Origin of the sequence: Propionicimonas paludicola, from assembly GCF_002563675.1 — a bacterium.
Classification (GTDB): domain Bacteria; phylum Actinomycetota; class Actinomycetes; order Propionibacteriales; family Propionibacteriaceae; genus Propionicimonas; species Propionicimonas paludicola.
Genome location: NZ_PDJC01000001.1, coordinates 2,050,186 through 2,066,711 on the forward strand (window position 1 = coordinate 2,050,186; position 16,526 = coordinate 2,066,711).

The 16,526-nt window shown below is 69.0% G+C and carries 4 protein-coding genes; all 4 read right to left on the bottom strand.

Going from position 1 to position 16,526, the window contains the following annotated elements; genetic code table 11:
- Positions 1-657: 657 nt before the first annotated feature.
- Positions 658-13,281, bottom strand: coding sequence for an Ig-like domain-containing protein (locus ATK74_RS09615; protein ID WP_143483620.1), 12,624 nt, complete (start codon positions 13,279-13,281; stop codon positions 658-660).
- A 591-nt stretch (positions 13,282-13,872) separates the two neighbouring features.
- Entirely contained in the window at positions 13,873-14,472 is a 600-nt protein-coding gene (pth, locus tag ATK74_RS09620) for an aminoacyl-tRNA hydrolase (RefSeq protein ID WP_098460827.1), read from the bottom strand.
- 8 nt (positions 14,473-14,480) lie between these two features.
- Positions 14,481-15,101, bottom strand: coding sequence for a 50S ribosomal protein L25/general stress protein Ctc (locus tag ATK74_RS09625; protein WP_098462171.1), 621 nt, complete (start codon positions 15,099-15,101; stop codon positions 14,481-14,483).
- A 162-nt stretch (positions 15,102-15,263) separates the two neighbouring features.
- On the bottom strand, positions 15,264-16,526 hold the full coding sequence (locus ATK74_RS09630; protein ID WP_098460828.1) for a hypothetical protein: 1,263 nt from the start codon (positions 16,524-16,526) through the stop codon (positions 15,264-15,266).

Below are 16,526 nucleotides of genomic sequence, written 5' to 3' on the forward strand. Positions count from 1 at the left end.
CTGGTCGGTGAGGAGTTTCGACGGGCTCACCAACGTGATCCCCCAGGCGCTGGGAGCCCGCCGAAACCCGGCGGCCCCCGAAGCCCCCTCGAGTAGAGGCTTCGCAGGACCGGGTCGGCCCTGGACGATGAGTGATCGGGAGCCAGAGCGAGCGGCTCATCGTCCAGGGTGAGTCAAACGGCCGCGCCGGAGCGACCCCCGTCCGGCGTCAGACATGACAGTGCGTCGGCCACCGGGGTGCAGGTGGCCGACGCAAGGTCGGTTGGCTGGGGCGACTGAGCCGCTGATCGACGGGTGAGCGAAGTGCGCACCAGGTTGGGATAGGGGACCACGACCAAGGCCTCCTCAGCCAGCTTTCTGTGAACAGACGCGAACCGCTGACCGTTGTTGGGGTCTTCGGCGAGCCGCTACTGCTCTACTCGAGATAATCCTTATTGCCTACTAATTCTAGAGAAGTCACCTGGATCAGATAGTCCCCCCGGGGGTGACCGGGGGAATCACTCACACGGGGGACACAGCGTCCGACTTGGGGCGACACTCTTGGCGATAAGCCTCGAGAACAATATTCAGTTGTGGATATTGCCGGCGGATCCTGCCCTGGGGGGAAATGGGCAGGTATCCACCACTTGGGGGATTCACATTGCAGGGGGACGCCGTTCAGGCAGCATGTGAATCCTCCTCACGCCGGCGGCGCTTCGGGAGTACCAGAAGCAGTCCGCCGCCGAGTACAAGGGCGATGGCAACGATCAGCAGGCCGCCGACCTCGACACCGGTGTAGGCCAGATGCCCACCATTCCCACCGCCGTTGTCGCCGTGGCCGGGATCCTCGGTCGGCTCGACAGTGGTGTTCGCGGCCGGCATGTAGACCCTCGCCTGGGCCTGCGCGCCATTGCCACAGCTGTCGTAGACCGAGTAGGTCACCCAGCTGCTCCAGCCGCCGAAGCCGGGATTGGGAGTGAACGCCAGACTGCCGTCCGCACTCACCGACCAGATGCCCTCGCTCGGCACGATCAATTCGCTGCTCCCCCGGGTCACGGTCGCCGAGATCGACAGTCCGGTGAGGCCGACACTGTGCGGGTCGAGCGTGCAGCCCGCACCGGCGCTGTCGTTGCTGAGCACCGGCACCGCCACTCCGCCGTACTGCCAGACCTGGACCTGATCGGCTGCCGCGGTCGGCCCGGCACCGATCACCACGGTGATCGTCGCCTCCGCGGCGGCCCCATTGCGGTCGAGCACCCGATAGCCCACCCGGCCGGTGGCACCAGTGAAGTTCGACTCGGGAGTGAAGGTGACCCGTCCGTCGGCCGCGATCGTCCAGACGCCTTCGCCGGCCACCTCGAGGCGCTTGCCGGCGTCGGTGGCCGCAGCCGCGGTGAACGTCACCGATGAGGGATCCAGCGGAGCGCTGACATCGCCGGGCACATCGTTGGCCAGAACGTCGAGGGTCACCGGGTGCCCCAGAGCACCAGTGGTGGCATCGTCGGCCGCGGACGGGGTGACGGCCGAGACCACCACACTGAGCCGAGCCTGAGCGGTGTTGCCGAAGCTGTCGCTGACCTGGTAACCGACGCTGGTGGCCGCGCCCACGAAGCCGGCCAGCGGGGTGAAGGTGATCTGCCCCGCGGCGTCCGCTCGCCAGGTGCCTTCACCGGCGACCACCAGGGTGCGACCGGCATCGGTGGCCTCGTCGGAGGTGAACGTCACGCTGGCCGGATCCAGGGTGCCGCCGACTCCAGCGCCGTCATCGCCGGCGTTGTCGTCGGCGAGCACGTCGATCGTGACTGGCTGGTTGCGCAGCGTGGTGGCTGAGTTGTCGGTGGCGATCGGGAGCGCACCCACCGTGATCACCAGGGTGGCCGACACCGGAGTGCCGTTGCTGTCACTGACCTGGTAGCTGACCGGATCGGTGGCTCCGGTGAAGCCGGACGCCGGCGCGAAGCTCACTCGGCCATCGCTGTGGGCCGTCCAGGTGCCCTGGCCGGCGATGCTCAGGCTGAGCCCGTCCGCGCTCGCCCCGGCCCCGGTCAGCCGGACGCTTCCGGCCACCAGCGGCGTGGTGGCATTACCACCGGCGTCGTTGGCCAAGACGTCCACGCTGACTGCGGTGTTGGCCGCGGTGTGCCCGGCGTCATCGGACGCGGTGGGCACCACCTGAGTCACATAGCAGCCGACAGTGCCGGTGACCGGATTGCCGAAGCTGTCGGTGACCCGGTAGCTGAGCGTGGCATGACCGATGAAGCTGGCCTCAGGGGTGAACACCACTCGTCCGCCGGGCTGGACGGTCCAGACTCCCTCGCCGGGCGAGGTGATGCTGGACAGGCAGTCCGGGCCCAGGCACACAGTGCCGGGATCGAAGCTGCCGAGCGTGCCGCCGCCGTTATCGCCGGGGACGTCATTGCCCAGCACCGCCAGAGTGGCCGAGGTGCCCTGGCCGATGGTGGCGGTGTCGGGACGAGTGTGGGAGAGCTGACCGACCGTGACCGTCACCGTCGAGGTGGCGGTGGTGCCGTTGGCATCGGCCACCTGGTAGCTGATCGCGCTGGTGGTCCCGACGAAGTCGGCCAGCGGCGTGAAGGTGATGGTGCCGCCGGCATTCACCGTCCAGGTGCCCTGGCCATCGACGAGCAGCTGAGTGCCGTGTGCAGTGGCCGCCGCGGCGACGATGCTGACCGAGCCGGGCCGCAGTGGCGCACTCGTGGCGCCGGCCTGGTCGTTGTCCAGCACCGCGACGGTCACTGCCTGGCGCGCCGGTCCGGCACCGTGATCGGTGAAGGCGGACGGCGTGATCGGGGTCACCGTGACGGTGATGGCAGCTGAGCTGAGGTTTCCGAAGCTGTCGGTGACTTGGTAGTTGGTGACGGCCTGGCCGACGAAGCCGGGGACGGGGTCGAAGCTGACCACACCCGAGCTGTTCACCGTCCAGGTGCCCTGCGCAGTGGTGAGTTCGGTGTCGTGGTTCGCGGTGAACATCACGCTGTCGACGACCAGCGAGCCGAAGCCGCCGAAGCCGTCGTCACCGGGGAGATCGTCGGAGAGGACGAAGATCGACACATTCTCGTTCTGCGGGGTGCTCACGGCGTCGTCATCGGCCCGCGGCGGAGCGCCGACCGTGATGGTCAGGGTCGAGTTGGCCGTGGTGCCGTTGGTGTCGGCGATCCGGTAGCCCACGCTCACCTTGCCGCTGACCCCGGCCGCCGGGACGAAGCCGATCCGGCCCTGGTCGTCCACGGTCCAGACACCGCTGGCATTCGCCAGCCGGCGTCCGCCGTCGGTGGCGGCAGAGTCGACGAACCGCACCGAGTCGGCCACCAGCGGAGCCGAAGCGGCACCAGGCTGGTCATTGCCGGCCACGTCGGTCAGGCTCGCCGTGCGGAACGGGGTGTGCCCGAAGTCGACGTGCGCCACCGGGACGATCGGGGTGACCTGCACCGCAGCCGTGCCGTCGGCGGTGTTCCCGAAGCTGTCGGTGACCCGATAGGCCACCGAGGTGGTGCCCAGATAGCCGGGCTCGGGATCGAAGCTCAGCGTGCCGTCGGTGGCAACCGTCCAGCTGCCGACGCCGGAGACGGTCAGGCTCTTGCCGTCGGTCGCCGCACCCTGGCCGGTCAGCCGCAAGGTGGCCGGATCGATGCTGCCCAGAGTGCCGGTGCCGTCGTCACCAGGGACGTCGTTGGCCAGCGGATGCAGCCCGACGGTCACGTTCTGCGGAGTGACGGTAGTCGCGTCCGACACTGTTGCCGGCGGGTTGCCGACCGTGATGGTGATGGTCGCGGTCGCGGTCGTGCCATTGACATCAGCGATCCGGTAACCGGTCTTCGCCTGCCCGGAGAACCCGGCAGCCGGCACGAACCGCACCGAGCCATCCGTGTTCACCGACCAAGTGCCAGCCGCCGTCGCCAACGTCTTGCCGCCATCAGTAGCAGTGGTCGCAGTGAACCGCACCGAGGTCGGCACCAACGCCGCCGACGCCGCACCGGCCACATCGTTACCGGCCACCGACACACTCACCGGCGTCCGATACGCGGTATGAGCCGCATCATCAGTCGCGGACGGGACCACCGCAGCCACCACGACCGAGGCCGAGCCGGTCGTCGAGTTGCCGAACGAGTCGGTCACCCGATACGACACCGACGCCGAACCCACGAACCCCGGCTCCGGATCCAACCGGACCAAGCCGTCCGCCGTCACCGACCAGGCGCCTACCCCAGCCACTACCAACGACTTGCCGTCGCTGGCAGCATCGGCCGAAGTGAACACCACCGAACCCGGAACCAGGCTGCCCACGACCCCGGCGCCATCGTCACCGGCCACATCGTTGGCCAACGGATCGACAACCACCGCCACACCCTGAGGGGTCGAGCCGGCCGGCTGCACCACCGTGAACGGAGCCGCTCCGATCCGCACCGTCAGCGTCGATGACGCGGGGGTTCCGTTGGTGTCCGAGACCCGGTAGGCCACACTCGCCTCGCCAGTGAACCCAGCAGCCGGGGTGAAGCTGACCACGCCACTGGAGTCTGCGGACCAGACCCCGGCAGCCGTCTGGAGACGACGACCCGTATCGGTGGCGGCCGCATCGGTGAACCGCACCGAACCCGGCACCAAGGCCGCCGACACGTCACCGGCAACATCATTGGCGACCACGTCGGCCGAAGCCTGGTGAGCGTACGGGGCGTGCGCCGCATCAGGCTTGGCCACCGGGACGATCGGGGTGACGCTCACCGCAGCCAGCCCGGTCGCGGTGTTCCCGAAGGAGTCCGCGACCCGGTAGGACACCGAGGCGTCACCGGTGAAGCTCGGCACCGGAACGAAGTGGAGCTCGGCTCCGGACACGGTCCAGGTGCCGACTCCCGCCACGACCAGGGACGACACCGCGTCGCCGGCGACGTTGAGCAGGACCAGGCTCGACGGATCCACCGAGCCGACCAGGCCGGTCCCGTCGTCGCCGGGCAGGTCATTGGTGGCCGGGGTCAGGCTGGTCGCGATCCCCTGCTTCGTCGTTGCGTGGTCGGTCGCCGTCACCGGCGCGGTGCCGACCGTGATCCTGATCGTGGCAGTCGCGGTCGCCCCGTTGGCGTCGGCGATCTGGTAGGTCGTGGTCGCTGCTCCGGTGAAGTCGTTGGCCGGCACGAACCGCACCGAGCCGTCCGGGTTCACCGACCAGGCGCCCTGCGCGGTGACCAGCTTGGTCCCGCCGCTGGTGGCCGTCGGTAGGGGGAACTGAACCGAGGCGACCACCAGCGGAGCCGAAGCCGCTCCAGGGGTGTCGTTGCCAGCCACAAGGACGCTCACCGGCGTCCGGAAGGGGGTGTGACCGGCATCGTCGAGAGCGACCGGGACGATCGGAGTGACCCGCACCGCAGCGGTGCCGGTCGCGGTGTTGCCGAAGCTGTCGGCAACCCGGTACGCCACCGAGGCGGTACCGAGATAGCCGGGCTCCGGATCGAAGCTGAGCGAACCGTCATCGGCCACGCTCCAGGTGCCCACCCCGTCCACAACCAACGTCTTGCCATCGGCAGACGCCTGCGGATCGGTGAAGACCACGCTGCTGGGCACAATCGTGCCGGCCACGCCGGCTCCATCATCGCCGGCCACATCATTGGCCAACGGATGCAGGGCAACCGTGACGTTCTGGGGGGTGCTCACGATGGCGTCCGGGACGGTCAGCGGAGCCCGTCCGACGGTCACCGTCACCGACGTTGACGCTGAGGTTCCGTTGGTGTCCGAGACCCGGTAGCTCACGCTCGTCTCGCCGGTGAACCCGGCGGCCGGAGTGAAGCTGACTACGCCACTGGCATCCACCGACCAGACCCCATCGGCCGTCTCGAGCCGGCGACCGGCATCGGTGGCAGCCGCATCGGTGAACCGCACCGAACCCGGCACCAACGCTGCCGACACATCACCGGCGACATCATTGGCAACCACATCGACGCTCACCTGATGAGCGAAAGCAGCATGGCCCTCGTCGGCGACTGCGGTAGGCCGGATCGGAGTGACCGTGGCCGCTGCGGTGCCGTCCGCGGTGTTGCCGAAGCTGTCGGTCACCCGGTAGGCCACGCTCGCATCGCCGGTGAAGCCGGGCTCGGGGTCGAAGGTGATCGTGCCGTCGAGATTCACCGTCCAGCTGCCGACGCCGTCCCTGACCAGCTTCTTGCCGTCGGCGGACGCCCCGGCGCCGGTCAGCACCAGGCTGGCCGCGTCGATCGAGCCGAGCACGCCGGCGCCGTCATCGCCGGCCACGTCATTGGGCAGCGGGTCGAGGGAGACTGTGATGTTCTGCGGGGTCACCACCGCTGCCTGGGGGACGGCATGCGGCGGCTGGCCGACGGTCACCGCGAGCTGGGCGCCCGCCGTGGTGCCATTGGCATCAGCGATCCGGTAGTCCACGGTGGCCACGCCGGTGAAGGTCGCCGCCGGGGCGAACCGCACAGAACCGTCCGCGCGCACCGACCAGGTGCCCTCCTCGGTGGCCAGCGTGGTTCCGTGGTCGGTGGCCGCCGCGTCGGCGAACCGCACCGAGGTCGGCACCAGCGGTGCCGAAGCGGCACCCGGAGCATCGTTGTCGGCCACCGGGACGATCACCGGGGTCCGGAACGGCGTGTGGCCGGCATCGTCGAAAGCGACCGGGACGATCGGAGTGACCCGTACCGAGGCCGTGCCGGTCGCGGTGTTGCCGAAGCTGTCGGCGACCCGGTAGGCCACAGAGGTGGTGCCCAGGTAGCCGGGCTCGGGATCGAAGCTGAGCGAGCCGTCGGTGGCCACGCTCCAGCGGCCGACTCCGTCGATCACCAGCGCCTTGCCGTCGCTCGAAGCCGCGGCATCGGTGAAGACCAGACTGCTCGGCACGATCGAACCGGCCGCGCCCGCGCCGTCGTCCCCGGCCACGTCATTGGCCAGTGGATGCAGCGAGACAGTGACGTTCTGCGGGGTGGTCACGGTGGCGTCCGGGACGGTCACCGGGGCTTGCCCGATGGTCACCGTTGCGGTCGCGGTCGCCGTGTTGTCGAAGCTGTCGCTGACCCGGTAGTCCACCGAGGCGGCACCGGAGAAGCCGGCGGCCGGGGCGAAAGTGAGCGCGCCGGTAGTCGGGTTCACGGTCCAGGTGCCGTCCTCGGTGACCAACTTCTTGCCCGCGGCGGTGACGGCGTCGGCGTCCAGGACGACACTGGCCGCCACCAGGCCGCCCAGTTCGCCGTCGCCGTCATCGCCTGCGGTGTCATTACTCAGTACTCCGACGACCACCGGGTGTCCGAAAGCCCCATGAGCAGAGTCATCAACGGCGGAGGGGGGAAAACCGCTGGTGATTCTGATCAGCGCACGCGCGTGGGTGAGATTGCTGTCGGACACCCGGTACTCGACCGGAGTTGTCGGGCCTTGGAAGCCCGACACAGGGGTGAAAGTGACCTTGCCGGTCGACGAATCGATCCGGTAGGTGCCTTCGCCGGCGACGCTGAGCTCGCGCCGGTCGTTCGTGGCAGCAGCGTCGGTGAAGATGACACTGCTGGACTCCAGCGGAGCTGACACAGCCCCGGGAGCGTCGTTGGCGATCACGTCGAGGACGACCGAATGGCCGAACGCTCCGTGCGCCGAATCGTCATGGGCGGTCGGGGTGATCGCAGTCACCGTGACCGAGGCCACCGCGTCCGCGGTGTTGCCGAAGGAGTCGGTGACTCGGTACGCGGCCGCCGAGGTGAGCCCCACGAAGGACGGCAGCGGATCGAAGCTGACCGCGCCATCGGCCGCGATGGTCCAGGTGCCCTCACCGGCCACCACCAAGCGCTTGCCCTCGTCCTGCGCAGAGCCGGAGGTGAACACCACCGACGCCGGACGCAGCTCGCCGGCCGCACCGAGGCCGTCGTCACCGGCGGAATCATTGGCCAGCAGGCTGAAGCCCACGGTGGTGTTCTGCGGGGTGGTCGCGGTGTCGTCGAAGGCGTGCGGCGGCAGGCCGACCCGCACCGACAGCGACGCCTGGGCGCTGCGTCCGAGCTCGTCGGAGACCTCGTAGCTCACCCACGGGACCGAGCCGAAGAAGCCGTCAGCCGGAGTGAAGGTGATCGAACCGTCCGCAGTGACGCTGAAGGTGCCGACACCGTCCAGCACCAGGGTCTTGCCGGCATCGCTGACGCCGGAGCCGCTCAGCCGGACCGAACCGGCCTGCAGGGTGGCCAGCGCACCGGCCCGGTCGTTGGCCAGGACGTCCGCCGTGACCGGGGTGCCGAACGCGGTGTGCACGGCGTCATTGGCCGCGGTCGGGGCAGCAGGAGCGACCACCTCAACCGACAGGACCGCGGTCGCCGAGGTGCCGTTGGCGTCGGAGACCTGGTAGCCGACCGCACTGGTCGTGCCCTGGAAGCCGGCGGCCGGGGTGAAGGTCACCACGCCGTCGACCAGCTGGTAGCTGCCTTCACCGGGGACGGTCAGCTTGGTGCCGTTCTCGGTAGCGCCGGCGGCCAGGAACTTCACGCTGCTCGGCACCAATGCTGCCGAGTCCGCGCCCGGCCGGTCATTGGCCAGCAGATCGACGCTGACCGCGGTGCGATAGGTGGTGTGCGCCTGATCGTCGGCCGGCTGCGGCCGGATCGGGGTGACCGTCACCGAAGCCAGGGCGGTGGCGGTGTTCCCGAAGCTGTCGGTGACCCGGTAGGAGGTTGCCGCGGTGCCGAGGAAGGTCACCTCCGGATCGAAGCTGATCCGGCCGTCGCTCTCCACGGTCCAGGTGCCCTGGCCGTCGACGACCAGCTTCTTGCCGGCTGCGGTCGCCGCGCCCGCAGTGAGTACGACGCTGGCGGCCGCCAGGGTGCCATGGCCGCCCGCGCCGTCGTCACCGGCGGCGTCGTTGGAGAGTACGTTCAGGACGGCATCCACGTTCTGCTGGGTGCTGGTCGCATCGGCATGGGCCTGGGGAGCCGCCCCGACCGTGACGGTCAGGTTCGCGGTGGCCGAGGTGCCGTTACGGTCGCTGATCCGGTAGGCCGCAGTGGCCAGCCCGGAGAAGCCGTCCGCCGGGTCGAAGGTGATCCGGCCGTCGCTCTCCACGGTCCAGGTGCCCTGACCCGTGCTCAGCCGAGTGCCGGCACCGGTGGCTGCCGGGTCGGTGAGCTTCACGCTGCTGGGGACCAGCGGAAGATCATCGGCGCCGGCCGCGTCGTTGCCGATCACAGTGGTGGTCACCGCGGTCTGGAAGGGGGTGTGCCCGGCATCGTCGGCGGCCGTGGGGGTGACCGCAGCGATGGTGACACTGATCGTGGCCGTGTCGCTGTTCAGCTGATCGTCGGTGACCCGGTAGTCCACCCGGGCCGTGCCGGTGAAGCTCGGCTCGGGGACGAACTGCACCTGGTGGTCGGTGCCGATGGTCCAGGTGCCCTGGCCGGCGACGACCAGGGTCTTGCCGCCGTCAGTGGCGCCGGGCGCCGTGAACACCAGGGTGGCCGGGATCAGGCTGCCCGGGGTGCCGGCCCCGTCGTCACCGGCCGTGTCATTGCGCAGCGCGTCCACGCTGACCGGATGGCCCTGGGTGGTCGCACCGAAGTCGTCGGCGGCGTTCGGTGCCGTCCCGATGGTCACGGTCAGGGTGGCCGTGGTGGTGGTGCCGTTGAGATCGGCCACGCGGTAGCGGACCGGGCTCGCTGCACCGGTGAAGCCGGTAGCCGGAGTGAAGGTGATGGCGCCGGAGGTGGCGTCCACGGCGTAGCTGCCGTCCGCGGTGACCAGGGTCTTGCCGGCGGTCCCGCCGGTGCCGAGCAGGACGACGCTGAAGGCGTCCAGCGGTGCGCTGGGGTCGCCGGCCAGGTCGTTGCCGAGCACCGGAACGGTCACCGGGTGGGCGAAGGCACCGTGGCCACGATCATCAGCTGCCACCGGGGTGACCGGGGTGACGGTGAAGGTGACCGTCGAGCTCACCGGGTTCCCGAAGGAGTCGGCGACCGAGTAGGACGCCGTGGCCTCGCCGACGAAGGAGGGGTCCGGATCGAAGGTGATCCGGCTGTCGGCCTCGACCCGGTAGCTGCCGTGCCCGCTGGAGGTACCCAGCTGCACCGGGCCGAAGCTGCCCGGGTGCCCGGCGCCATCGCTGCCGGGGACGTCGTTGGCCAGCACGTCGACGGTGATGTCGTGGTTCTGCAGTCCGGTGCCGGCATCGGCGGTCGCGGACGGAGCCGTCCCGACGCTCACCGAGAGGGTGGCGGTGGCCACGGTGCCGTTGGCGTCGGCCACTCGGTAGCCGGTGCTGACAGTGCCGCTGAAGCCGGCCACCGGGGTGAAGGTGATCTGGCTGCCCGAGACCTTCCAGGTGCCCTTGCCGGCAACCGCCAGGCTGCCTGAGGCGGTCGCCGGGTCGGTCAGCGCCAGGCTGCTCGGCACCAGGGCGGCCGACGGGTTGCCCGCGTCGTTGACCAGCGGGCTGAGCGTTGCCACATGGAGGTACGCGACGTTGGTGGCGTCGTTGGTCGCGCTCGGCACCACGGCCGCGATCGTGACAGTCACGGTGGCGGTGGCGGTCTGGCCGAGATCGTCGGCCACCTGGTAGGTGACCGGAGCGCTGGCACCCACGAAGGAGGCTGCCGGATCGAAGGTGATCTTGCCGTCGGTGCCGACCCGCCAGGTGCCGTTGCCGGTGGCCAGGGTCTTGCCGTCGGCGGAGACACCGCTGCCCTGCAGCCGGACCGAGGTCGGGTCGAGGACGGCGGTCCCGCTGGCGTGGTCATTGGCCAGCACGTCCACCGTGACGTCCTGATTCTGCAGCCCGGAGCCGGAGTCGTTGGACGCGGTCGGAGCCGGCGGACCGGCCACCGTGATGGTCAGGGTCGCGGTGTCGGTGGTCTGGTTGGTGTCGGCGATCCGGTACGTGACCGGTCCGGCCGTGCCGACGAAGCCGGCGGCCGGGACGAAGGTGACCACCCCGGCGTTGTTGATGGTGTAGCTGCCCTGCGCCGTGCTCAGCGACTTGCCGCCATTGGTGGCCGACGCCGAGGTGAAGACCACACTGGAGGGCACCAGCGGAGCCGACGAATCGCCTGCCGAGTCGTTGGCGACCAAGTCGATGGTGGTGGACGTCCGGTAGTTGGTCGAACCGGCGTCACTCGTGGCGTCCGGGACGATCGCGGTCACGGTCAGCTTCACCGTGGCGGTCGCGGTCAGCCCGTGGCTGTCGGTGAGTTGGTAGTGCACGGCCGTGGCACTGCCACTGAAGCCGGGCAGCGGATCGAAGGTCAGCACGCCGGCGGCATCGATCGTGTAGCTGCCCTGGCCGGCCACGGTCAGGCTCTTGCCGTCGGTGGACGCACCGGCGTCGGTGAACTTCAGCGAGGACGGGACCAGCGTGTACTTCTCACCAGTGCCGGACACCCCCGCGGTGTCGTTGGCCAGCAGGTTGATAGTGGCGTTGACGTTCTGCTTGGTGGTGGCTGCGTCGTCTCCGGCGGTCGGGACGGTGCCGAGCTTGGTGGTCACCTGGTTGGCCGAGGCGGAGTCGAGCTTGGCCGCGCCGGCGGAGCTGGTGCCGGTGACCCCGGCGGTGTTGACCACCTTGCCCGCGGTGACGTCCGCGGCCGTGACCGAGTACGGGTTGGCTGAGCAGGTGGTGGAGGCTCCGGGGGCGAGCGTGGTCGCCTGGCAGGTCTCACCGGCGAGCAGCGGGTCGTCCACGCCGGCTCCGGTGATCTGGACGTTGCCGGTGTTGGTCAGCGTGAAGGCATAAGTCAGCTTGTCACCGACCACGAAGGGGTTGCCGCTGGTCAGGGTCTTGACCAGCTTGAGCTGCGGGGTGCGGGTGATGGCGACCTCGACGGTGTCAGTGTCGGTGACCGAGCCGGCCGCGCCTTCACCGTTCGGCGGGGTCGCCACCACCGAGACGGTGTTGGAGACCTTGCCGGCCTCGACGTCGGACTGCAGCACGGTGTAGGCCGCCGATGCCGTGCAGGTGGTGGACTTGCCCGGATCCAGCGAGGTGACCGGGCAGCTGATCGTCGCCGGGGCCAGCTTGGGGTCGCTGAGGGCGATCCCGGTCAGGGCCCGGTTGCCCACATTGGTGACGGTGAAGGTGTACTTCACCTGATCGCCGGCCTTGGTGGGGGTGCCAGTGGCGTTCTTGACGACCTGGATCGCCGCCTTCTTCGCCTCATTGGTGAAGGTGCAGGTGATGTTGTCGCCCTTGCCGTTGTCGTCCGCGGCTGGGGCGGTCAGGCTGAACGACGTGCCGTTGCCGGCGACGGTTCCGGTCCGCGATCCGGTGCAGGTGTAGGAGCTGAGATAGTTGCTCAGGTTGGTGGTGCCACTGGCCGCCTCGGCCATCTGGTAGGACTCTCCGGCGATCACCAGCACCGGGCCGGCCGTCACACTCTGCACGCCGGTCGCGGTGCCGGTCGTGGTGGCCGACTTGCTGACCTTGGTGCCGGTCATCGTCAAGGTGAACTGGTCGGTGCTGGCCGCACGACTGACCACGTTCTTCTGCAGCGCATAGACCACGGTCGGCGTCGCGCAGGAGCCGAGGTCGGCCAGGCGGGTGCTGTAGCTGGTGGTGATGGTCTGCTCGACCGCGCCGGTGGACGGACGCGCCTTCTTCAGCGAGGTGCCCGCCGACAGGTACAGGAAGCCGTCGGAAGCGAAGGCCATGCCCGGGTAGCCGCCGTTGGAGGCGTCCAGCTTGGACAGGGTCACACCCGGCGGATCAGTGCGGGTCAGAGCGTCCGCCGTGTACAGGCGCACTTCGCCGACCGCATTGCTCGGCGACACGGCCAGGTACAGGTTGCCCTGCGAATCGAAGGCCATGTCGGCATTCGAGGAGCCTGGCACGGTGACGTTGAACCGGAAGGTGACGGCTCGGGTCGACGGGTTGATCGAGTACGCCCAGAAGGTGTTGCCGGACGCCGTGCCGCCCACCCAGTACTGGCCGGTGGTGGGATCGACCGCACCGGCCAGGAAGGTGCCGATTCCGGTATTGAAGCCGCTCAGCGAAACGGCGGCGTCGCCGGTCCCGGAGGAGTCGCGGTAGAGGTACATGTTCGCGGTGCCGTTGGTGGCCGGGCCCATCGCGTAGGCCAGGTCGCCGGCCGCGTCGATGCCGAGGGCGTTGATCGAGGTGGTTCCGCTGCCGAAGCTGCCGATCTTGGTCCAAGCGCCGCTGGGCGCGGTGAACCGGATCAGGGACGCGTTGTCGGCCGACACGGTCTCGCCGGCCCGCAGGCCGTAGACGTACGTGCTACCACAACGAATATCGCCTGCTGCCGCCTTTGCCGGAGCAGCAGGTCCGTAGACAATCGCCCCGACGGCCAACAGCAGACTCATGAGCAGGGCAAGGCCATTACGCAGACCCGTTGCAGGGCTGGGCAAGGCAAAGTCACCTGAGGGAATGAGCGCCATCATCCGACCTCAATGGGGCCGTGAAACCAGGGATCGTGCCGACCTGCCTACGGCCCCTCCGAGCAGGTCAACGAGCTGGAGCCTAAGTGATTCCTCAGCAATCCGAAATCACCGAATTCAGCAGTCCCCCAAATGAGTGACAGGACATTTGTCACCCTGTCGGGGGACAGTTTTCGACCTGATCTGCGGACCCCTTTCGAGGCATCCAGCTAGCCCATTCGGACGCATTCCAGCAGCGCAACCACCCTGACCAAGGCAGGCCGGACGACCGGTCAACACCACCTTGACTACGTCTTATATCGCGCCAGTTGCGGTGGGCGCGACTCCCCGCCGGACGCCCGAGCGACACCAAAGGAGCTCAGTGCAACACCAGCGCAGATCACTCCGTCGGATGCCTCTTACGACCCGAAGTTCACCAAAACGCGATTTTGCGGACTCTAGAGCAGATGTTGAGAGATTGTGTTTGTAGCCCCCACGAGCGACGCCATTTGTCGCCTAAAAGGGGGACACGAAAGTTCAGGAGTTGAACCGGTTCTGGGCGACATCGAGGCCCTCATTGAGGAGCACCTCGACCGCATCGGCGCAGCGCGCCACCTCGACGCCGAGGTCTTCAGCCTGGGCGGAGGGAAAAGGAGTCAAGACGAAATCGGCGGGCTGCTGGCGTCCGGGGGGACGTCCGATGCCGAATCGGGCCCGATAGAAGTCACCACTGCCGATGCTGGCCCGGATCGACTTCAGCCCGTTGTGGCCGTTGTCGCCACCGCCCAGCTTCAGCCGGAGCTGGCCGAAGTCCAGGTCGAGTTCGTCGTGGACGACCAACAGCCGGGCGGGAGTCGTCTTGTAGTAGGCCAGCGCCTTGCCGACGGCCAGCCCGGTCTCGTTCATGAAGGTGCGCGACTTCAGCAGGACGACCTGCTCGGCCGGCGCGCCGACCGCACCGATCCCGGCGGGAGTGATCCGGGTCTGGGCGGTCTCGGCGCGGAGTCCGATCGCCCGGCTGAACCGCACGGCGGCCCGACGGGCCAGCTCGTCCACCACCAGGTAGCCGACGTTGTGCCGGTGATGTGCGTAGGTCGGACCCGGATTCCCGAGTCCGACCAACAGCCAAGGCGCCATAGGGAGGATCAGGCCTCTTCGGCCGACCCTTCTTCGGTGGCCTCAGCCGACGCGGCTTCGCCGCCCAGGGACGCGTCCAGCGCCGCCTGCGACGGGGTGGCCGCGATCGACAGGATCAGGTGACCCGGATCGCCGGTGAACACCGCACCCTTGGGCAGCTTCAGGTCCTTGACGGTGACCGTGGAGCCAACCTCGAGCCCGGTCACATCGACCTCGATGTCCGCGGGGATGTGGGTGGCCTCGACCTCGAGGCTGACCGACTGGGCGTCCATCACGATCATGCCCTCGGAGACATGCTCGCCGACGACCTGGATGGCGACCTCGACGGTCACCTTCTCGCCCTTGCGGACGATGACCAGGTCGAGGTGCTCGATGTCGCCCTTGATCGGGTTCTTCTGGATCTGCTTGGCCAGCGCCAGCTGCGACTTGCCCTCATCGACGGTGATTTCCAGCACGGCGTTCGCGGTGCGCAGAGCGAGCTGGACCTCGTGGCCGGGCAGGGCCAGATGTACCGGATCGGTGCCATGACCGTAGAGAACCGCAGGCACCAGGCCCGCACGACGGGCCCGACGGGCCGCACCCTTGCCGAATTCGGTACGCGACTGGGCCGCGATCTTGTTCTCAGACACTTTGCCTACCAACTCCCTAACTTCGTCAGCTTCCGCCTCGACGACTCCAGGACCGGCGGCGCGCACTGCGCGCACCTTGTCGATCACGGGCTCCTGGCCCCTCGCCGAGGCAACCTCGGGATCTTATCGCGTCTGCGGCTCCGCAGCTAAATCGAGAGACGCTCAGGGCTGTGCGTCATGCACGCCGTCGCCCAGGTGCCAGAGCACGGCGAGATAGACGATCTGCGACGCCGCTCCCGCGAGCACCAACAACCAGCGGTACGCGCGGCTCGACGATGCCCCGGCCGCTGCCGCCGCCAGCGGGAACGCAGCACCGAGCAGCCGCGGCAGCGAGGTGGACACCGGGGCCACCAGAACCAGGTAGCCGAGCACCATCCCGACCCACGTCCACACCACCAGCCCCAACCGGAGCACCGGCCGGCTGAGCATCACCGCTGCCACCGCCAGCACACCGACCACCGCCGCGAACGCGGAGAACGGCCCGAGCAGCGCCGCGAGAGAGCCCACGTACGCATCCAGCGGGCGCAGAATGAGGCCGCCCCGCCACGCTGCCTCCGTGGCCAGGTAGGCGTTCGGGACGCCGGTGACCACGGCGGCGATCACCGGCCAGGCGACGGCGGACACTCCCCCGGCCAGCACCAGCACGGCCAGGCCACCCAGCCGCAGCGGACGTCCGGAGCGTCGGGCCGTCCAGATCGAGGTCACTGCAACGACCAGAGTCAGCCCGAACAACGGGGCGCCGAGCGGACGGGTGAGCGCGGCGAGCAGGACCACCGGCGCGGCCAGCAGGTAGTGCTGTTGGCTGATCAGCAGCAACGCGCCGGCGACCAGCAGGAAGGCCAGGGACTCGGCGTAGGCGAACTGCAGCACCGGCGCGGTCGTCGCGAAGGAGATGATCGCGACCGCCGTGAGTGCGGCGGCGTGGTCGGCACGCAGCCGGAAGAACCGGTAGGCGACCAACAGGAAGCCCAGGCAGGCCAGCGCAGAGACGGACGTGGCCGCGACCGGCCAGCTCAGCCCGGTGACCGCGGTGATCCCCCGCACCAGGAACGGGTAGACCGGCAGGAATGCCCACTGGCTACCCCCGATCTGGCCACTCTCGGTGATCGGCAGCACGCTCGGGTAGCCCTCGTCGTGGATCCGCTGGTACAGGCCGCCGTCCCAGATGCTGGCGTAGTCGAAGTACGTCCCCGGGTTCGGCAGGGCCGGCAACGGCTCCTGGTGCTGCAGCACGATCAGCGTCCACACCAGCACGTGCAGTCGTCCGAGCAGCCAGACCAGACCGACCTGGGCCCACCACGGCAGACCAATGAGCCCGGACCACAGTCGTCGCCCGGCGCGGACGCCGCGGTCGGCAAAGCCGCTCAGCGCCTCAAGAGGGCCGTCGATCTCGGCCAGACCACCCTGTGCCGCCCGCCCGGTCAT

Bases quoted from the DNA above. Each gene is read 5' to 3' on its own strand.
- ATK74_RS09615 (WP_143483620.1), bottom strand. From the start codon at position 13,281: ATGAGTCTGCTGTTGGCCGTCGGGGCGATTGTCTACGGACCTGCTGCT.
- ATK74_RS09630 (WP_098460828.1), bottom strand. From the start codon at position 16,526: ATGACCGGGCGGGCGGCACAGGGTGGTCTGGCCGAGATCGACGGCCCT.
- pth (WP_098460827.1), bottom strand. From the start codon at position 14,472: ATGGCGCCTTGGCTGTTGGTCGGACTCGGGAATCCGGGTCCGACCTAC.